Source organism: Arenimonas sp., assembly GCF_036275555.1.
Classification (GTDB): domain Bacteria; phylum Pseudomonadota; class Gammaproteobacteria; order Xanthomonadales; family Xanthomonadaceae; genus Arenimonas.
The window spans coordinates 74,361-92,154 of record NZ_DASUDO010000047.1 but is presented as its reverse complement, the minus strand read 5'-3'; the positions used below and the strand labels follow the sequence as shown (position 1 = coordinate 92,154).

The following is a 17,794-nucleotide window of genomic DNA, read 5'->3' as shown; positions in this document are numbered from 1 at the left end:
AGTGAAGAGGAAATAGGAGCTGGTGAGAGCCGTCCTCACGAGGTGCTGGCCCACTAGTTCCTATTCACTAGTTCCTGAATGACGAGGCAAATGAACCTGGTTCATTTGCTAGCTCTCTGGCGGTAGCAGCTCCATGGCCATCACGATCGCGTCCTCGCGGCCTTTCTCCGCGGGGTAGTAGTTCGGGCGCTGGCCGATCTCGTTGAAGCCCTCGTCGCGATAGAGCTGGATGGCCCGCGGGTTCGAGGGGCGCACCTCGAGGAAGACCTGGTTGGCCTTGTGCCAGCGCGCCAAGTCGACCAGCCGCCGCAGCAGGCGGCGGCCGTGGCCGCGGCCCTGGTATTCGGGCGCGATGCAGATGTTGAGGATGTGCGCCTCGCCCGCCGCCGCGCTCAGCACGCCGTAGCCCAGCAGGGTCGTGCCGGCCTCGAGCACCCAGCACTGGTGGCCGGCCCGCAGGCAGTCGCGGAAGATGCCCGGGGTCCACGGGAAGACGTAGGCGCGGTTCTCGATCGCCGATACCGCGTCGATGTCGGCCTGGCGCATAGGCCGGACCTGGCTTCCCGGGGCGGGCCGCGCGTTCATGGCTCAGCGGCCGCGGCGCAGGGCCCGGAGCGCCGGCCACAGCGCCCGTTTGGCCCGGGCATCGGCGCGCAGCTGTTCGGCTGGCGGCAGCAGCGCCGAGGGATCGCGCCCGCCCGCCGCCCGCACCAGCGACTCCCAAAGCCGCTCGGGAAACCCCGCGGGCCGCGCCACCACCACCGGCGGCGGCACGGAGGCCGGCGCCTGGCGATAGAGCGTGTAGCCCATCGCCGCCAGCATCGCCTGCTGGTCGGGACGCCAGCTCATGCGGCGGGCTTGCGCCGCAGCTTGGTCCACAGCCACCAGGCCGGACCCGAGAGCACGTACACCAGCGCGATCGCGAACAGGCCCTTGGCCTGGGCGATGAACAGCACCGCGATCGTCACCACCACCAGCGCCATCACGAAGAACGGCACCCGGCCCCCCTTCGGGAAGCCCTTGAAGCTGAAGTACTTGATGCGGCTGACCATCAGCAGGCCGGCCGCCACCGTGACCGCGAACGCCAGCCAGCGCAGGCCCTGCCCGCCGTAGCCGAAGGTGTTCATCGCCCACACGAAGGACACCATCAGGCCCGCCGCCGCCGGGCTGGCCAAACCAATGAACCAGCGCTTGTCGGTCGAGCCGACCTGGGTGTTGAAACGTGCCAGGCGCAGCGCCGCGCAGGCCGCGTAAAGGAAAGCGGCGGCCCAGCCGACCTTGGCCAGCACCGGCCCGTCGGCGCGGAAGCCCACCAGCGCCCAGTGGTACATCACCAGCGAGGGCGCCATGCCGAAGCTCACCAGGTCGGCCAGCGAGTCGTACTGCACGCCGAATTCGCTGGTGGTGCCGGTCATGCGCGCCACCCGGCCGTCGAGGCCATCGAACAGGCCGGCGACGAACACCGCGATGCACGCATTCTCGAAATTGCCGCTGGCCGCGGCCAGGATGGCGTAGAAACCCGCGAACAGGCCGCCCGTGGTGAGCAGGTTGGGCAGCAGGTAGATGCCGCGGCCGCGGGCCGGGGCGGGTTCGTCTTGGGGATCCATGCCGGAAGTGTAGCGGCTCCCGGATTCGCCCCATAGCCCGCGCCTTGCGGGCCGGGGAAGGTGGTGGTATCACGGGGCCACGCCAAACCCCCGGAGCCACGCCATGTCCCGTCCCGTCCTGCTGATCGCCCTGGCCCTTGGCCTGGCGCCGGGCCCGCTGCTCGCCGACAAGACCACGGTCTACAAGTCGACGAACGCCGACGGCACCTCGGTGTACAGCCAGGTGGAAACCCGCGACGCCCAAGTCCAGCGCGTCGATGGCCGCGACCCCAACCTGCCGCCGGCGCAGGCCGAAGCGGCGCCCAAGAGCGAAGCCGAGAAGGCCTGCGAAACCGCCACCAAGAACCTCGAGCTGATCGGCTCGGGCCAGCGCCTGCAGCGCGACAAGGATGGCGACGGCACCCCCGAGGACCTCACCCCGGAAGAGCTGGCCACCGAGAAGGACCTCGCCCAGCGCCAGGCCGACGCGTACTGCGCCCCGGCCAAGTAAGCCCGCGCCCCGGCGCGCGGGCACGCCCCGGCGCCCACACCCCGGCCGCACGGCCGCTACAATGGCGGCCCTTCCAGCGGTTCGGGTCCTGTCGATGCGCCTTTCCCGGTTCCACCTCAATACCAGCAAGGAAACCCCTGCCGACGCCGAGGTCGTCAGCCACCAGCTGATGCTCCGCACCGGCATGATCCGCAAGCTGGCGGCCGGCCTGTACACCTGGAGCCCGCTGGGCCTGCGGGTGCTGCGCCGGGTCGAGGCCGTGGTGCGCGAGGAAATGGACCGCGCCGGCGCCATCGAGATGCTGATGCCGTCCATCCAGCCGCGCGAGCTGTGGGAAGAGACCGGCCGCTGGCAGAAGTTCGGCGGCCAGCTGCTGAAGATCAGGGACCGCAAGGACGGCGAGTTCTGCTACGGCCCCACCCACGAAGAGGTCATCACCGACTTCGCGCGCAACGAGCTGCGCAGCTACAAGCAGCTGCCGCTGAACTTCTACCAGATCCAGACCAAGTTCCGCGACGAGATCCGGCCGCGCTTCGGCGTGATGCGCGCGCGCGAGTTCCTGATGAAGGACGCCTACTCCTTCCACCTCGGCGCGGAGAGCCTGCGCGAAACCTACCAGGCGATGTACGACGCCTACTCGCGCATCTTCACCCGCCTGGGCCTGGTGTTCCGCGCGGTGAACGCCGACACCGGCGCGATCGGCGGCAGCGCCTCGCATGAGTTCCACGTGCTGGCCGATTCGGGCGAGGACGCGATCGCGTTCTCCGACGGCAGCGACTACGCGGCCAACGTCGAGATGGCCGAGGCGATGGCGCCCGGCGCCCGCGCCGCGGCCACCGAAGCGCTGCGCGAGGTTGAAACGCCCTGGCAGCGCACCTGCGAGGAAGTGGCCAAGCTGATGGGCCTCGCGCTGTCGCGCACCGTGAAGTCGGTCGCCGTGGTCGGCGAGCAGGGCTTCGTGCTGGCGCTGGTGCGCGGCGACCACATGGTCAATGAGATCAAGCTGGCGAAGGTGCCCGGCCTGGCCGACTTCCGCCTCGCCACCGAGGCCGAGATCAACGAACACCTGGGCTGCGAGCCCGGCTTCATCGGCCCGGTGAAGCCGGCCAAGGCCATCACGATCATCGCCGACCGCAGCGTCGCCGCGATGGCCGATTTCGTGGTGGGCGCCAACCGCAGGGGCTTCCACCTGGCCGGCGTGAACTGGGGCCGCGACCTGCCGGAACCGGCGCTGGTCGCCGACCTGCGCAACGTCGTGGAAGGCGATCCCTCGCCCGACGGCAAGGGCACGCTGCGCATCGCCCGCGGCATCGAGGTCGGCCACGTGTTCCAGCTCGGCCAGAAGTACGCCGAGGCGCTCAAGGCCACCGTGCTCGACGCCGAGGGCAAGGCCCAGGTGATGCACATGGGCTGCTACGGCATCGGCGTCTCGCGCATCGTCGCCGCCGCGATCGAGCAGAACTTCGACGCCAACGGCATCTGCTGGCCGGCGCCGATGGCGCCCTGGCAGGTGGCCGTCTGCATCATCAACCCCAAGAACGACCCGGCCGTGGTCGAGGCCGCCGACGCGCTCTACGCCGAGCTGCAGCAGGCCGGCCTGGACGTGGTGATCGACGACCGCGGCCTGCGCCCGGGCGTGATGTTCGGCGACATCGAGCTGATCGGCATCCCGCACCGCGTGGTCGTGTCGGGCCGCGGCCTGGAGTCGGGCCAGTTCGAATACCGCGCCCGCCGCGCCGCCGACAGCGAGAACCTCGACAAGGCGAGCCTGATGGCCCGCCTCGGCGTCGCCTGAGAAAACCGCCCGGCAAACCGTGCTCAAACCCCGCGCAATACTTCGCGCGGGTTCCAGCGGCGGCTTTGGCGGGGGTAACATCGGGGTATTCCGGGCGCTCGCCCGGAAACCCCCACCCCGCCAGGCATCCAAGGAAACCCCATGAGCATCAACCTCGAAGGCCTCTCGGCCAAGGAACTCCAGGCCCTGATCGCCAAGGCCAACCAGCGCAAGAAGTCGCTGGCCAAGCGCAAGCCGATCGCCGCGGTGCGCAAGAAGATCGTCTCCCTGGCCAAGGCCGAGGGCTACACCGTCGACGAACTGTTCGGCACCGCCCGCATGGTCCGCGAAAAGGCCGGCGTGCCGGCGAAGAAAGCCCCGGCCAGGAAGTCCAGCCAGAAGGGCAGCAAGGTCGAGCCCAAGTACCGCAACCCCGCCGACGCCACCCAGACCTGGGCCGGCCGCGGCATGCCCCCGAAGTGGCTGGCCGCCGAACTCGCCCGCGGCCGCAAGCTCGAAGACTTCGCCATCGCCAAGTAACCGCGACGTGGGAAAGCGGTTTTGGCCACGGATGAACACAGATAAGAGCAGATAACGCGGTCCAACCAGGGTGGTTCGCCGCCAGTTTTCTCACCTGGCGAAAAACCACCGTTCCTCGCTCTATCCGTGTTCATCTGTGTTCATCAGTGGCAAAAAAATCAGATGTTCCGGCGCGACGGGACGATGAGGTTGCCGAACAGGAGCCCGGCCACCAGGGCGATCAGGGCCGAGAGCAGGACGAAGGCCGTGTCCAGGCCCAACCAGACGTCGCGCTCCATCACGAAGTTGAGGCTGCGGAAGCCCACGCTGCCCGGCACCAGCAGGATGATGCCCGGCACCCGGATCAGCGCGCCGGGGCGGTTGCGCCAGCGGCCGTAGGCGTTGCTGATCGCGGCGATGCCCATGCCCGCGAAGAAGGCGCCGCCCGCGAAGTTGTCCGACGCCAGCCCCAGCAGCTCGCCGCCCACGCGGGTGAGCGCGTAGCCCAGCAGCACCGCCGCCATCACCAGCGGGTAGTCGCGCGCCGAGGCCTGGAACAGCACCGCGAAGGCGTAGGCCGCCACCAGCAGCGCCGCCAGCTCGGCCAGCGGCGACAGCGGCTGCGCCACGGCCTCCTGCGGCACCCAGCCCAGCAGGCCCACGACCTGCATCGCCGCCACCGTGCCGAAGGTGAGCTTCATCAGGATCATCAGCGCGCCGGCGAAACGCGCCGTGCCCGACATCAGCTGCTGGCTCGAGAGTTCGCTGACGGCGTTGGTGAGCATCAGGCCGGGCATCAGCACGATCAGCGAAGAGATGATCACGGTCTTGAACGACAGCGGCGCGATCCAGGTCGCCACCGCCGCGGCCAGCAGCGTCGCCACCAGCGCGGCGATCGCCTCCAGCGCCTCCGACAGCCGCGGCCGCCCCGCGGCCAGCACGTAGAGCACGCCGATCACGATGCCGATCAGGCCGGACGTGGCCACGTCGACCCAGCCCGCGCCCAGCAGCGCCGCCACCGCCGCGGCAGACAGGCCGAAGCTGAAGGCGTTGAGCGCCTGCGAGAACCGGCTGGCGGGGCGGTCGAGCGCCTTGAGCGCCGCCAGGCCGGCGGCCGGATCCATGCGACCGGCCAGCACGTCTTCGGCGATCGCGTCGGTGGCGGCCAGGCGACCCAGGTTCTGGTCGCCGGGCGCCAACCGCAGCACGCGGGTGATGCCGTTCTGCTGCCCGCGCACCGGGTCGGCGAAGCTCAGGATGATGCCGGTGGGGTTCGACCACACCTCGCACTCCAGGCCCAGCCGGTGCGCGACGCCCAGGATGGCCCCCTCGAGGCGCTGGGACGTGGTGCCGTACGCGTGCAGCCGCGTCGCGAGCTCGGCAACGAAACCGGCCTGCGCCTCGTAGGTGGATTGGCTGTTCAGGACGGGGGCGGTCATCGCGCGCAAAGCATGGCACGAGCCCCCGCTGGCGGCTATCCTCGGGCAAAGCTGAGGAAACGCCGACGGCATGAGCCCCCCGCCCAGCATCGAACCCAGCGAGCGCCAGCCCGGCATCCTCGTCGCGCGCGGCGACTGGACCCTCGCGCACGCCGCGACCCTGCTCGCGCTGCTCGAGGCCGCGCCCGAGTCGGCCGAAGACATCGATGGCCGCGACATCGGCCGCCTCGATTCCGCCGGCGCGATGATGCTCTCGCGCTACGCGGTGAAGGTCGGACTGGGCCTGGCCACGGTCGAGGTGCAGCCGGCCTACCAGCCGCTCACCGGCACCGTGCAGGCGATCTGCGAGAACCCGCGCCGGGTGCGCCGCACCGACTACGGCTTCCGCGAGATGCTGGCGCGCATGGGCTTCGCGGTCGAGGACTACACCCGCGAGATCCTCGCCCTGGTCGGCTTCCTCGGCCTCACGCTCAAGACCGCGCTGGGCGTGCTGCTGCGCCCGGCCCGCTTCCGGCTCACGCCCACCGTGCACCACATGGAGCAGGTGGGCCTGGACGCCGTGCCGCTGGTGCTGCTGCTGAGCTTCATGGTCGGCGCGGTCATCGCCTTCCTGGGCGCCACCGTGCTGCGCGATTTCGGCGCCGAGATCTTCGTGGTCGAACTGGTCGGCATCGCCTTCCTGCGCGAGTTCGCGGTGCTGCTGACCGCCATCCTGCTGGCCGGCCGCACCGCCAGCGCCTTCACCGCGCAGATCGGCGCGATGCAGTCGGGCGAGGAAATCGACGCCATCCGCACGCTGGGCCTCGACCCGATCGAGCTGCTGGTGATCCCCCGCCTGGCCGCGCTGCTGGTGATGCTGCCGCTGCTGACCTTCCTGGCCATGATCGCGGGCATCGCCGGCGGCCTGGCGGTCAGCGTGGCCAGCCTCGGCATGACGCCCGAGATGTTCATCACCCGCCTGCACGAAACGATCGAGGTCCGCCATTTCTGGGTCGGCGTGTCGAAGGCGCCGATGTTCGCGATGATCATCGGCCTGATCGGCTGCCTCGAGGGCTTCCAGGTGCAGGGCACGGCGCAGTCGGTGGGCGAACGCACCACCTCGAGCGTGGTGCAGACGATCTCGCTGGTGATCCTGCTCGACGCGTTCGCCGCGCTGTTCTTCATGGAGATGGACTGGTGAGCACGGAAGCCGCCGACGCCGCCGAGCTGGCCATCCGCGTGCGCGGGCTGCGCAACGCCTTCGGCGAGCAGGTGGTGCACGAGGACCTCGACCTGGACGTGCGCCGTGGCGAGATCATCGGCGTGGTCGGCGGCTCGGGCACCGGCAAGTCGGTGCTGATGCGCGCGGTGCTCGGCCTGCGCGAGCCGCAGGGCGGCCGCATCGAGGTGCTGGGCGTGGACGCACTGTCCGACCGCGCCCGGGCCAGCGGCGTGATCGAACTCAACACCGGCGTGCTGTTCCAGAACGGCGCGCTGTTTTCCTCGCTCACCGTGGCGGAGAACGTCTCGGTGCCGCTGAAGGAGCACTACGGCGCGCTGCCGCCCGACATGATCCACGACCTGGCCATGCTCAAGATCCGCATGGCCGGCCTGGGCGAGGACGCCGGCGCCAAGCTCCCCTCGCAGCTCTCGGGCGGCATGCGCAAGCGCGCGGCGCTCGCGCGCGCGCTGGCGCTGGACCCGGCGCTGCTCTTCCTCGACGAACCCACCGCCGGCCTCGACCCCATCGGTGCCGCCGCCTTCGACGCCCTCATCAAGACGCTGCAGAAGGCGCTGGGCCTGACCGTCTTCCTGATCACCCACGACCTCGACACGCTTTACACCATCTGCGACCGCGTCGCCGTCATCGGCGACAGGCGCGTGCTCATCAACGCCCCGCTGGCCGAAGTGGAACGCTTCGACCACCCGTGGGTGCAGGAATACTTCCACGGCCCGCGCGGACGCGCCGCGCAGGCTGCCAAGGCCAAGGAGGCTTGACCATGGAAACGCGTGCCAACCATGTGCTCATCGGTGCGTTCACGCTCGCCGTCTGCCTGCTCGCGGTGCTGTTCGCGCTGTGGGCCGCCAAGTACACCTCCGAGAAATCCTTCGCCGAATACGACGTGGTCTTCGAGGAGGCGGTGACCGGCCTGAGCGTCGGCAGCCAGGTGCTCTACAACGGCATCAGCGTCGGCGCCGTGCGGCGGCTCTCGCTGGACAAGGACGACCCGCGCAAGGTGATCGCCCGCATCCGGCTGGCGGCCGACACGCCCGTCAAGACCGACACCCGCGCCAAGCTCGCGCTCACCGGCCTCACCGGCGTCGCCATCATCCAGCTCACCGGCGGCAGCCCCGGCAGCCCGGCGCTGGAGCGGCGCGAGGGGCAGCGCGTGGCCGTCATCCAGACCGAGCCCTCGGCCCTGCAGAACATCGCCGCCAACGCCAGCGAGATCGTCAACCGCATCAACGAGCTGCTCAGCGACGAGAACGTGGCGCGGGTGACGCGCACGCTCGACCAGCTCGACCAGATCACCGGCTCGATCGCCAGCGAGCGCGACGACATCGCCGCGCTGGTGCGCAATGCGCGCGCCGCCAGCGAGAAGCTCGAGCAGACGCTGACCAGCGCCGACCGCACCATCAACAACCTCGACGCCAACCTGGTGCAGGAGCTGCCGGCCCTGGTCGCGCGCCTGGACCGCACGCTGGCCAAGCTCGAGTCGGCCAGCACCAGCGCCGACGCCATCCTCACCGACAACCGCGACGCCATCTCCGACTTCAGCCAGGACGGCCTGTCCCAGGTTGGCCCGACCATGCGCCAGCTGCGCGGCCTGATCCGCGAGCTCGACGACCTCGTCGAGCGGGTCGAGGGCAATCCCGCCGGCTTCCTGCTGGGCCGCGAACAACCCGAGGAGTTCGAACCATGATCCGTGCCATCGCCCTGCTCGGCGCCACCACCCTGCTGGCCGGCTGCGCCGCGATCGGCGGCCCGAAGACGGAGGTGAAGATCTACGCGCCGGCCTCGTCGGTCACGGTGGATGCCGCCTGGCCCGCCGTGGACTGGCACCTGACGGTGGTCACCAGCGCCGCCAACCAGATGCTCGACTCCTCGCGCATCGCGGTGCGGCCCACGCCCGATCGTTTCCAGGTTTACAAAGGCGCGGCCTGGGCCGACGACGCGCCCGAGCTGCTGCAGACCGCGCTGATCGAAGGCTTCGAGGACGCGGGCAAGCTTGCCGCCGTCGGCCGCTTCGGCGGCGGCTCGCGCGGCGACGCCGGCCTGCTGGTGGAAGTGCGCGCCTTCGAAACCGTTTACGTCGACGGCCGCCCCGAGGCCGTGATCGAAGTGCAGGCCCGCCTCGTCCAGTTCCGCGGCGGCGGCACGGTGGCCGCCCGGCGTTTCCGCCACGCCGTCCCCGGCGCCTCCCCCGAGATCGACGACATGGTCGCCGCCTTCGGCACCGCGATGTCCGCCCTCACCACCGACCTCGTCACCTGGACCCTCACCGAAGCCCACCAGGCAAATGAACCAGGTTCATCAAGCAAATGAACCTGGTTCATTTGGTTTGATGCGGCGGAAGGTGAGGTTGAGGCGGGGGGCGACGGTGCGGGCGGTGCGCGGGAGCGCGTGGCGCCAGTTGGCCTGGGTGTCGCCGGACATGATGAGCAGGCTGCCGTGCGCAAGGTCCAGCGCGAATTTCTTCGTGGGGTCGCGGCGGTGCTTGAAGGCGAAGCGGCGCGTGCCGCCGAGGCTGAGTGAAGCGATCACCGGCCGCGTGCCGAGCTCGGGCTCGTCGTCGCTGTGCCAGCCCATCGCGTCCTGGCCGTTGCGATAGAGGTTCGCCAGCACGCTGTTCATCACCACGCCCGCGGCGGCATCGATGCGCGGCCGCAGCGCCTGCAGCGCCGCCGGCCAGGGCCGCGGCTCGAAGCGCGTGCGCGAATAAACGTAGGACGCCCCGGAGTCGCCGATCCAGCAGCTCAACCGCGGCGAATCCACCTCCCGCCCGAACATCCGGATGCGGTGCGTCTCCCACCGGATCGAATCCATCAACCCCGCCAACACCTCATCCGCCTCCGCGCGCGGCAGCCAGTCGGGCTTGAAGTGGAGCGTTCCGTCGGGGATCGGGTAAAGCATCTTCAGCCACGGATCAACACAGATGAACACGGATAAAAAGCAACTGAGGCAACAGCACCACTCACGATGGAGCCGGCCGCCGACCGTCTGGGACCAGCGGTAACCCATCTGTGTTCATCTGTGTTCATCCGTGGCTGAAAAACTATTCCCCGGTATCAGCGACCGCCGCAATCACGCCGGCGAGTTCCAGCAGGCGCAGGTCGGAGCCCGGGGCGCCGACGAGCTGCAGGCCCAGGCCGCCCGGCAGCGGCAGGCTCAGGGCCGGGCAGCCGGCCAGGGAGGCCAGCGCGGTGAGATCGGCGAGGTTCGCGGGTTCGTCCGCGCCGTAGGCCGGCGGCGGCGCCGCGGTGGTGGGCAGCAGCAGCACGTCGAACTGTTCGAACAGGCGGCGCACGCGCACCACGTGCTGGTCCAGGCGCAGGTCGGCGCGGGCGAAATCGGCCGCGGTCTTGCGCTTGGCGAAATCGAGCAGCCAGCGCAGGCGCGTGGACGCGCCCTCGAGGCGCGGCTCGTGCGCGGCCAGGATCTCGGCCTCCATCAGCAGCAGCGCCGCGCGGCGCGTGGCGGCGACTTCCAGCGGCGCCACTTCCAGCGCCACCGGCAGCGCACTGCCGAACACCGGCGCCACGCGCGCCATCACCGCGCTGAAGCTTTCGGCGACCGCGGCATCCACGCCCAGCACGGAAAGATCGGCGACCACGCCGGCCTTGAGCTCACCCGGCACCCAGTCCGGCGGCGACAGCGGCACGCGGCGCTTGCGCGAGCGCGGGTCGCCGGCGTCGTAACCGGTGAGCACGGGCAGCAGCAGCCCGGCGTCCTGCACCGTGCGCGTGACCAGGCCCACGCAATCGAGCCGGCGCAGCGCCGCCGCCATGCCGCGGCAGCTGATCTCGCCGAAGGTGGGCTTGTGCGCCACCAGCCCGCAGAAGGCGGCCGGGATGCGCACCGCGCCCAGGGTGTCCGAGCCCAGCGCCGCCACCGCGTGGCCCGCGGCCACCGCGACCGCCGCGCCCGCCGAGGCACCGCCGGCCGCGCGATCCGGATGCACCGGGTTGCGCACGTCGCCGTGGTGCGGATTGCGCCCCACCGTGCCGAAGGCGGCCTCGTCGATATTGGTCTTGCCCAGGAACACCGCGCCGGCGCCGCGCAGGCGCCGCACCGCGTGCGCATCCTCCTCGGCCAGGCCCGGGTGACCCGGCAGCCCCAGGCTGGTGGGCATGCCGGCGATGTCGAAGTTGTCGTTCACCGCGATCGGCACGCCGTCCAGGCGGCCCAGCGGCTTGCCCTCGGCGCGGCGCTCGTCGCTGGCGCGGGCGGCGGCCAGCGCACCGGCGGCGTCCACCCAGGTCCAGGCGTTGAGGTTGCCGTCGCGCGCGATCGCGGCCAGGCAGGCGCCGGTCAGCGCCTCGCTGCTGGTTTCGCCCTTGGCGAGGGCGTGCAGCACGCGGTAGAGCGGGGCCTGGCGAAGGGCGTCGGGGCTGGCTGTCATGCGGCGGGCGTCCGGGTCAGGGCTGCGTGAAGTGTCCTTGATTGCCCGGCCCCGGGCAAACCGGGACAATCCGAACCTTGCCGTACGGAGCCTTGGAAAATGAGTGAACGTGACGTGATGGAATATGACGTGGTCGCCGTGGGCGCAGGCCCGGCCGGCCTGTCCTTCGCGATCCGGCTCAAGCAGCTCAAGCCCGAGCTGTCGGTGTGCGTGATCGAGAAATCCTCGGTCATCGGCGCGCACATCCTGTCGGGCGCCGTCATCGAACCCGGTCCGCTCGACGCGCTGCTGCCCGGCTGGCGCGACAACCCGCCGCCGGTCTGCGTGCCGGCCACCGAGGACGAGTTCTGGTTCCTCACCAAGGACGGCGGCACGAAATTCCCGTTCGTCCCGCCGCAGATGTCCAACCACGGCAACTTCATCGTCAGCCTGGGCGCGATGTGCGCCTGGCTGGCGCCGCAGGCCGAGGCGCTGGGCGTGGAGATCTACCCGGGCTTCGCCGCCGCCGAGCCGCTGTACGACGACGCCGGCGCCGTCGCCGGCGTGCGCATCGGCGACATGGGCGTGGCCAAGGACGGTTCGCACAAGTCGGGCTACACGCAGGGCATCGACATCCGGGCCAAGGTCACGGTGCTGGCCGAGGGCGCGCGCGGCCACCTCACCAAGCAGCTGGTCCGCAAGTACGGCCTCGACGCCGAATCCGACCCGCAGAACTACTCGATCGGCATCAAGGAACTCTGGCAGGTGCCGCCGGGCCGCGTCACGCCCGGCAAGATCGTGCACACGCTGGGCTGGCCGGCCGACAGCCACACCTACGGCGGCAGCTTCCTTTACCACCTCGACGGCGACCGCATCGCGCTCGGCTATGTCTCGGGCCTCGATTACCGCGACCCGAACTACCAGCCCTACGAAGCCTTCCAGCAGTGGAAGCACCACCCGCAGGTCAAGGGCCTGCTCGAGGGCGGCAACATCCTCAGCGCCGGCGCCCGCGCCATCGTCACCGGCGGCTGGCAGTCGCTGCCCAAGGTCGAGATGCCCGGCGCGCTGCTGATCGGCGACACCGCCGGCCTGCTCAACGTGCCCAAGATCAAGGGCACGCACCAGGCCATCCGCAGCGGCATGCTCGCGGCAGAGCACCTGGCGGCGCAGGAAACCCCGGCCGCGGCCGGCTTCGACGCCAAGCTGCGCGCCTCGCCGGCGATGGCCGAGCTGAAGAAGGTCCGCAACATCAAGCCCGGCTTCAAGAAGGGCCTGTGGTTCGGCCTGGTCAACTCCGCCTGGGAAACCGCCACGGCGGGCCTCTCGCCCTGGACCTGGCGCTGCAAGCCCGACTGGAGCTCGCTGCAGAAGCTCGACGTGGCCGAAAAGCCCAAGCGCGATTACGTCGAGCGCACCCTGGTGCCGCGCGACCGCCTGGCCGGCGTCTACTTCGCCGCCACCGAGCACGACGAAGACCAGCCGGTGCACCTGAAGGTGGCCGACACCGACGTCTGCATCACGAAATGCGCCGAAGAGTACGGCAACCCCTGCCAGCGCTTCTGCCCGGCCGGCGTGTATGAAATCGTCGAGGACGGCGAGGGCAAGCGCCTGCAGATCAATGCCGCCAACTGCGTGCACTGCAAGACCTGCGACATCAAGGACCCTTACCAGATCATCACCTGGGTGACGCCGGAAGGCGGCGCCGGCCCCAACTACCAGAACCTCTGAATCATGTAGGAGGGCCTTCAGGCCCGAAGCGCTTGGCCGGAAAGCTTCGGGCCTGAAGGCCCTCCTACAGGGAAGCCTCATGAAGCTTGCGCTTGCGACTGCGATTGCCGCCTACGGGCTGGACGAGGACCTGACGCCGCTGCGCGAAGCCTGCGAAGCCGCGGGCATCGACGTCTCCGTCGTCGCCTGGGACGACCCGACCGTGAGCTGGGCCCGCTTCGATGCGGTGCTGCTGCGCTCGACCTGGGACTACATCGACCGGCTGCCGGAGTTCCTGGCCTGGTGCGACCGCACCGCCGCCGTCACCACGCTCTGGAACGGCCCGGACGTGGTGCGCTGGAACACCGACAAGCGCTACCTCGGCGAACTGGCCGCCAAGGGCGTGCCGGTGATCGAAAGCCACTTCATCGCGCCGGGCGAAGACCCCGCCGGTTTCCCCGACTTCGCCGAGTACGTGGTCAAGCCCACCGTCGGCGCCGGCTCGCGCGACGCCCAGCGCTACCTGCGCGAGGACCGCCCCGCGGCGGTGGCGCACGTGCGCCGCCTGCTCGAGGCCGGCCGCCACGCGATGGTGCAGCCCTACCTGCGCGCGGTGGATGACCAGGGCGAGACCGCGCTGCTGTTCTTCGGCGGCCGGTTCAGCCACGCCATCCGCAAGGCGCCGCTGCTGAAACGCGGCGAGGGCCCGACGCGGGCGCTGTTCAACGACGATCACCTCCAGCCGCGCACGCCGTCCGAAGGCGAGCACGCCGTGGCGCGCCAGGTGCTGGCCGCCCTGCCCTTCGGGCCGCTGGTTTATGCGCGCGTGGACCTGCTGCCGTCGGAGTCCGGCCCGCAGCTGCTGGAGCTGGAGCTGACGGAGCCGTCGGTGTTCCTGCCGTATGGGGAAGGCGCAGCGGCGCGGTATGCGTCGGTGCTTTGGGACCAGCTCGGTACCGTGGTGGCGAATCGGGCCTGAAGGCCCTCCCACAGGTAGCCCTCCCCCCCCCCTGTGGGAGGGACTTCAGTCCCGATGCTTTCGCCTCACTCTTCGAGCACCCGCGCGACGACCTTCGCCGCCAGCTGCTCGGGCGTTTCCGCCACCGTATCGAGCACCAGCTCGGCGGCCTCCGGCGCCTCGTAGGGCGAATCAATGCCGGTGAAGTTGCGGATCTGCCCCGCGCGCGCCTTGGCGTAGAGCCCCTTCGCGTCGCGCCGCTCGGCCTCGGCCAGCGGCGTGTCCACGTGCACTTCGAGGAACTCGCCGGGCGCGAACAGCTCGCGCGCCATCCGACGTTCGGCCCGGAAGGGCGAGATGAAGCTCACCAGCACGATCAGGCCGGCGTCGGCCATCAGCTTGGCCACTTCGGCCACGCGGCGGATGTTCTCGACGCGGTCCTCGTCGGTGAAGCCGAGATCGCGGTTCAGGCCGTGGCGCACGTTGTCGCCGTCTAGGATGAAGGTGTGGAAGCCCTGCGCATGCAGCTGCTTGTCCACCAGGTTGGCGATGGTGGACTTGCCCGCGCCCGACAGGCCGGTGAACCACAGCACGCGCGGCTGCTGGCCCTTGATGCGGGCGCGCGCCTGCTTGTCCACGTCCAGGTGCTGCCAGTGGATGTTGGCCGCGCGGCGCAGCGCGAAATCGAGCGTGCCGGCGGCGACGGTGGCGTTGCTCTGCCGGTCGATCAGGATGAAGCCGCCCAGCCGCCGGTTCGCCGCGTAAGGCTCGAAGGCAATGGCCTGGTCGAGGCTGAGGTTGACCACGCCGACCTCGTTGAGCTCGAGGTGCTTGGCGGCCAGCGCCGCCTGCGTGTTCACGTCCACCTTGTGCTTGATCTCGGTGACCTGGGCGGTGACGGTGCGCGCGCCGATCTTGAGCAGGTAGGGCCGGCCCGGCAGCAGCGAGGCGCCACCCATCCACAGCAGGTGCGCCGCGAACTGGTCGGCCACCTGCGGCGGATCGCCGGCGGCGGCGATCACGTCGCCGCGGCTCACGTCCACTTCGTCCTCCAGCACCAGCGTGATGGCCTGGCCGCTGGCCGCGCGCGCGAGGTCGCCCTCGGCGGTGACGATGCGGGCCACGCGCGAACGGCGGCCCGAAGGCAGCACCGCCACCTCGTCCCCCGGAGACACCACGCCCGCCGCCAGGGTGCCGGCGAAGCCGCGGAAATCCTGGTTCGGGCGGTTCACCCACTGCACCGGCAGGCGCATCGGCGCGCGCGGGTCGTCCTGCGCGGGCTCGGCGGCCTCGAGCGCCTCCAGCAAGCTGGGGCCCGTGTACCAGGGCGTGGCCGGCGACGGCGCCAGCAGGTTGTCGCCGCGCAGCGCCGACAGCGGGATCGCCTGCACGCGGGTGATGCCCAAGCTGGCGGCCAGCGCGGCATAGTCGGCGACGATGCGATCGAACGTGGCCTGGTCGTAACCGGCGACGTCCATCTTGTTCACCGCCAGCACCACGTGGCGGATGCCCAGCAGCGAAACGATGTAGCTGTGCCGGCGCGTCTGCGTCAGCAGGCCCTTGCGCGCATCCACCAGCACCACGGCGAGGTCGGCCGTGGACGCGCCCGTGGCCATGTTGCGGGTGTACTGCTCGTGGCCCGGGCAGTCGGCGACGATGAACTTGCGCTTGTCGGTGCTGAAGAAGCGGTAGGCGACGTCGATGGTGATGCCCTGCTCGCGCTCGGCCTCGAGGCCGTCCACCAGCAGCGCGAAATCGATGTCTTCGCCCTGGGTGCCGTGGCGGCGGCTGTCCTTGGCCAGCGCGGCCAGCTGGTCGTCGAGCAGCAGGCGCGTGTCGTGCAGCAGCCGGCCGATCAGCGTGGATTTGCCGTCATCGACGCTGCCGCAGGTGATGAAGCGCAGCAATGGCTTGGCCTCGTGCTGCCGAAGGTAGGCCGATACAGCCTCTGTGGGAGGGACTTCAGTCCCGAAGCTCCTCGCGAAGGGCTTCGGGCCTGAAGGCCCTCCTACAGTCCCTCCTGCAGGCATCGGCTTCTCGATGGCCATCAGAAGTAGCCCTCCTGCTTCTTCTTCTCCATCGACGCGCCGGGATCGTGGTCGATCACGCGGCCCTGGCGCTCGGAGGTGGTGGCGACCAGCATCTCGGCGATCACTTTCTCCAGGGTGTCGGCTTCGGACTCGATGGCGCCGGTGAGCGGGTAGCAGCCCAGGGTACGGAAGCGCACCTTGCGCATCATCGGCACTTCGCCTGGCCGCAGCGGCAGGCGCGCGTCGTCCACCATGATCAGCGCGCCGTCGCGCTCGACCACGGGCCGCTCGGCCGCGAAGTACAGCGCCGGCACCGGGATCTTCTCGCGGTAGATGTAGAGCCACACGTCGAGCTCGGTCCAGTTCGAGATCGGGAACACCCGCACGCTTTCGCCCTTCTCGATGCGGGTGTTGTACAGGTCCCACAGCTCGGGCCGCTGGTTCTTCGGGTCCCAGCGGTGCTGGGCGGTGCGGAAGGAGAAGATGCGCTCCTTGGCCCGCGACTTCTCCTCGTCGCGGCGGGCGCCGCCGATGGCCGCGTCGAACTGGTGCCGGTCCAGCGCCTGCTTCAGCGCCTGGGTCTTCATCACGTCCGTGTGCACGGTGGCGCCGTGGGTCACCGGGCTGACGCCCTGGGCCAGCCCGTCGGGATTGGTGTGGGTGCGCAGTTCGACGCCGGTTTCGGCGGCGCGGCGGTCGCGGAATTCGATCATCTCGCGGAACTTCCAGCCGGTGTCGACGTGCAGCAGCGGGATCGGCGGCCTCGCGGGGTGGAAGGCCTTCACCAGCAGGTGCAGCAGCACCGAGCTGTCCTTGCCTACCGAGTACAGCATCACCGGGTTGCGGAACGAGGCCGCGACCTCGCGCAGGACGTGGATGGCTTCGGCTTCGAGGCGGTCGAGGTGGGACAGGGCGGGTTCGCTCATGGCGGGCAGGATATCAACGCAGCAGGTTGTAGAGGCTGACCGCGCTGACCAGCAGGCCGACGAAAGCCATCAGCGGCCGCGCCGGCACCCGCCGCGTCAGCCAGGCGGCGAAGGGCGCCGCGATCACGCCGCCCACCAGCAGCCCCAGCACCACGTGCACGTGGCTGATGCCCAGCGTGGCCAGGAACACCACCGACACCGCCAGGCTGATGAAGAACTCGGCCGCATTCGCGGTGCCGATGGCGATGCGCGGCTCCAGGTGCCGGGCCATCAGGTGGGTGGTCGTCAGCGGTCCCCAGCCGCCGCCGCCCACCGCATCCAGGAAGCCCGCGCCCAGCCCCAGCGGCAGGTTGCGGCCGTGCCGGGGCGCGCGCCGCTGGCCGCGCCAGGCGCGCCACACCAGCATCAGGCCCAGCACCAGCAGGTAGGCCGCCACCAGCGGCCGCAGCCAGGTCCAGTCCACCGACGCGAGCAGCCAGGCGCCGGTGACCGCGCCCAGCACGCCGGGCAGCACCAGCGACCACATCAGCTTGCGGTCGACGTTGCCGAAGTAGCCGTGGCTCAGGCCGGACACGCCGGTGGTGGCCACTTCGGCCGCATGCACGCTAGCGCTGGCCACCGCCGGCGGCAGCCCGAAGGCCAGCAGCAGGCTGGAGCTGGTGACGCCATAGGCCATGCCCAGCGCCCCGTCGACCAGCTGGGCCGCGAGGCCGATGGCGACGAAGATGAAGAACTCGGGAGGCAGGTCCATGGGGCGGCCAC

Annotated in this window: 18 protein-coding genes; 9 read left to right on the top strand and 9 right to left on the bottom strand. The window is 70.3% G+C overall.

Annotated features, from left to right (window positions below; translation table 11 throughout):
- Positions 1–108 precede the first annotated feature (108 nt).
- Genes rimI through pssA form a run of 3 tightly spaced genes read right to left on the bottom strand, consistent with a single transcriptional unit; the run spans position 109 to position 1,607 of the window.
- Positions 109–585: a ribosomal protein S18-alanine N-acetyltransferase gene (gene rimI, locus VFV21_RS12790; protein ID WP_329669803.1), complete on the bottom strand. Its 477-nt coding sequence runs from the start codon at positions 583–585 to the stop codon at positions 109–111.
- 3 nt (positions 586–588) lie between these two features.
- Positions 589–849 carry a hypothetical protein gene (locus VFV21_RS12785; protein ID WP_329669802.1) on the bottom strand — a complete coding sequence of 87 codons (261 nt, stop codon included), beginning with the start codon at positions 847–849 and terminating at the stop codon, positions 589–591.
- Positions 846–1,607, bottom strand: coding sequence for a CDP-diacylglycerol--serine O-phosphatidyltransferase (gene pssA / locus VFV21_RS12780; RefSeq protein WP_329669801.1), 762 nt, complete (start codon positions 1,605–1,607; stop codon positions 846–848). The genes VFV21_RS12785 and pssA overlap by 4 nt, the downstream gene beginning before the upstream one ends.
- 103 nt (positions 1,608–1,710) lie before the next feature.
- Between pssA and VFV21_RS12775 the strand changes: the two genes are divergently transcribed.
- The 3 genes from VFV21_RS12775 (at position 1,711) to VFV21_RS12765 (ending at position 4,411) form a co-directional block, all read left to right on the top strand.
- Positions 1,711–2,097, top strand: a complete 387-nt coding sequence (locus VFV21_RS12775; protein WP_329669800.1) for a DUF4124 domain-containing protein — start codon at positions 1,711–1,713, stop codon at positions 2,095–2,097.
- A 94-nt stretch (positions 2,098–2,191) separates the two neighbouring features.
- Positions 2,192–3,892 (top strand): proline--tRNA ligase, encoded by a 1,701-nt coding sequence (locus VFV21_RS12770; RefSeq protein ID WP_329669799.1) that lies wholly within the window; start codon positions 2,192–2,194, stop codon positions 3,890–3,892.
- A 141-nt stretch (positions 3,893–4,033) separates the two neighbouring features.
- Positions 4,034–4,411 (top strand): H-NS histone family protein, encoded by a 378-nt coding sequence (locus VFV21_RS12765; RefSeq protein ID WP_329669798.1) that lies wholly within the window; start codon positions 4,034–4,036, stop codon positions 4,409–4,411.
- Positions 4,412–4,569: 158 nt separating this feature from the next.
- Here VFV21_RS12765 and VFV21_RS12760 read toward each other — a convergent pair whose 3' ends face one another.
- Positions 4,570–5,829 (bottom strand): threonine/serine ThrE exporter family protein, encoded by a 1,260-nt coding sequence (locus VFV21_RS12760; protein ID WP_329669797.1) that lies wholly within the window; start codon positions 5,827–5,829, stop codon positions 4,570–4,572.
- Positions 5,830–5,899: 70 nt separating this feature from the next.
- On the opposite strand from VFV21_RS12760, the gene VFV21_RS12755 reads away from it, so the two are divergent.
- Genes VFV21_RS12755 through VFV21_RS12740 form a run of 4 tightly spaced genes read left to right on the top strand, consistent with a single transcriptional unit; the run spans position 5,900 to position 9,355 of the window.
- Positions 5,900–7,009, top strand: coding sequence for an ABC transporter permease (locus VFV21_RS12755; RefSeq protein ID WP_329669796.1), 1,110 nt, complete (start codon positions 5,900–5,902; stop codon positions 7,007–7,009).
- A complete protein-coding gene (locus VFV21_RS12750; protein WP_329669795.1) occupies positions 7,006–7,806 on the top strand; it encodes an ABC transporter ATP-binding protein in 801 nt (266 codons plus the stop codon). Before VFV21_RS12755 ends, VFV21_RS12750 begins: the two co-directional genes overlap by 4 nt.
- A 2-nt stretch (positions 7,807–7,808) precedes the next feature.
- Positions 7,809–8,732 (top strand): MlaD family protein, encoded by a 924-nt coding sequence (locus tag VFV21_RS12745; protein WP_329669794.1) that lies wholly within the window; start codon positions 7,809–7,811, stop codon positions 8,730–8,732.
- Complete coding sequence (locus tag VFV21_RS12740) at positions 8,729–9,355, top strand: ABC-type transport auxiliary lipoprotein family protein (RefSeq protein WP_329669793.1); 627 nt, start codon at positions 8,729–8,731, stop codon at positions 9,353–9,355. The genes VFV21_RS12745 and VFV21_RS12740 overlap by 4 nt, the downstream gene beginning before the upstream one ends.
- On the opposite strand, the gene VFV21_RS12735 is transcribed toward VFV21_RS12740, so the two are convergent.
- On the bottom strand, positions 9,344–9,949 hold the full coding sequence (locus VFV21_RS12735) for an alpha-ketoglutarate-dependent dioxygenase AlkB family protein (RefSeq protein ID WP_414638584.1): 606 nt from the start codon (positions 9,947–9,949) through the stop codon (positions 9,344–9,346). The genes VFV21_RS12740 and VFV21_RS12735 overlap by 12 nt on opposite strands.
- 136 nt (positions 9,950–10,085) lie before the next feature.
- Positions 10,086–11,432, bottom strand: coding sequence for an amidase (locus tag VFV21_RS12730; protein ID WP_329669792.1), 1,347 nt, complete (start codon positions 11,430–11,432; stop codon positions 10,086–10,088).
- A gap of 99 nt (positions 11,433–11,531) precedes the next feature.
- Between VFV21_RS12730 and VFV21_RS12725 the strand changes: the two genes are divergently transcribed.
- Positions 11,532–13,139 (top strand): electron transfer flavoprotein-ubiquinone oxidoreductase, encoded by a 1,608-nt coding sequence (locus VFV21_RS12725; protein ID WP_329669791.1) that lies wholly within the window; start codon positions 11,532–11,534, stop codon positions 13,137–13,139.
- A gap of 79 nt (positions 13,140–13,218) precedes the next feature.
- Positions 13,219–14,097: a hypothetical protein gene (locus VFV21_RS12720; RefSeq protein ID WP_329669790.1), complete on the top strand. Its 879-nt coding sequence runs from the start codon at positions 13,219–13,221 to the stop codon at positions 14,095–14,097.
- A gap of 65 nt (positions 14,098–14,162) precedes the next feature.
- On the opposite strand, the gene cysN is transcribed toward VFV21_RS12720, so the two are convergent.
- The 3 genes from cysN to VFV21_RS12705 are packed head-to-tail and all read right to left on the bottom strand — an operon-like array spanning position 14,163 to position 17,783.
- Positions 14,163–16,124 (bottom strand): sulfate adenylyltransferase subunit CysN, encoded by a 1,962-nt coding sequence (cysN, locus tag VFV21_RS12715; protein WP_329669789.1) that lies wholly within the window; start codon positions 16,122–16,124, stop codon positions 14,163–14,165.
- Entirely contained in the window at positions 16,124–17,032 is a 909-nt protein-coding gene (gene cysD, locus VFV21_RS12710) for a sulfate adenylyltransferase subunit CysD (RefSeq protein ID WP_329669788.1), read from the bottom strand. Before cysD ends, cysN begins: the two co-directional genes overlap by 1 nt.
- Positions 17,033–17,045: 13 nt before the next feature.
- Entirely contained in the window at positions 17,046–17,783 is a 738-nt protein-coding gene (locus VFV21_RS12705) for a sulfite exporter TauE/SafE family protein (RefSeq protein WP_329669787.1), read from the bottom strand.
- Positions 17,784–17,794: the final 11 nt, after the last annotated feature.

Coding starts and splice junctions, on each gene's coding strand:
- VFV21_RS12765 (WP_329669798.1), top strand. CDS start 4,034: ATGAGCATCAACCTCGAAGGCCTCTCGGCCAAGGAACTCCAGGCCCTG.
- VFV21_RS12725 (WP_329669791.1), top strand. CDS start 11,532: ATGAGTGAACGTGACGTGATGGAATATGACGTGGTCGCCGTGGGCGCA.
- cysD (WP_329669788.1), bottom strand. CDS start 17,032: ATGAGCGAACCCGCCCTGTCCCACCTCGACCGCCTCGAAGCCGAAGCC.
- VFV21_RS12720 (WP_329669790.1), top strand. CDS start 13,219: ATGAAGCTTGCGCTTGCGACTGCGATTGCCGCCTACGGGCTGGACGAG.
- VFV21_RS12755 (WP_329669796.1), top strand. CDS start 5,900: ATGAGCCCCCCGCCCAGCATCGAACCCAGCGAGCGCCAGCCCGGCATC.
- VFV21_RS12745 (WP_329669794.1), top strand. CDS start 7,809: ATGGAAACGCGTGCCAACCATGTGCTCATCGGTGCGTTCACGCTCGCC.
- VFV21_RS12730 (WP_329669792.1), bottom strand. CDS start 11,432: ATGACAGCCAGCCCCGACGCCCTTCGCCAGGCCCCGCTCTACCGCGTG.
- VFV21_RS12705 (WP_329669787.1), bottom strand. CDS start 17,783: ATGGACCTGCCTCCCGAGTTCTTCATCTTCGTCGCCATCGGCCTCGCG.
- VFV21_RS12740 (WP_329669793.1), top strand. CDS start 8,729: ATGATCCGTGCCATCGCCCTGCTCGGCGCCACCACCCTGCTGGCCGGC.
- rimI (WP_329669803.1), bottom strand. CDS start 585: ATGAACGCGCGGCCCGCCCCGGGAAGCCAGGTCCGGCCTATGCGCCAG.
- VFV21_RS12770 (WP_329669799.1), top strand. CDS start 2,192: ATGCGCCTTTCCCGGTTCCACCTCAATACCAGCAAGGAAACCCCTGCC.
- cysN (WP_329669789.1), bottom strand. CDS start 16,124: ATGGCCATCGAGAAGCCGATGCCTGCAGGAGGGACTGTAGGAGGGCCT.
- VFV21_RS12785 (WP_329669802.1), bottom strand. CDS start 849: ATGAGCTGGCGTCCCGACCAGCAGGCGATGCTGGCGGCGATGGGCTAC.
- pssA (WP_329669801.1), bottom strand. CDS start 1,607: ATGGATCCCCAAGACGAACCCGCCCCGGCCCGCGGCCGCGGCATCTAC.
- VFV21_RS12760 (WP_329669797.1), bottom strand. CDS start 5,829: ATGACCGCCCCCGTCCTGAACAGCCAATCCACCTACGAGGCGCAGGCC.
- VFV21_RS12775 (WP_329669800.1), top strand. CDS start 1,711: ATGTCCCGTCCCGTCCTGCTGATCGCCCTGGCCCTTGGCCTGGCGCCG.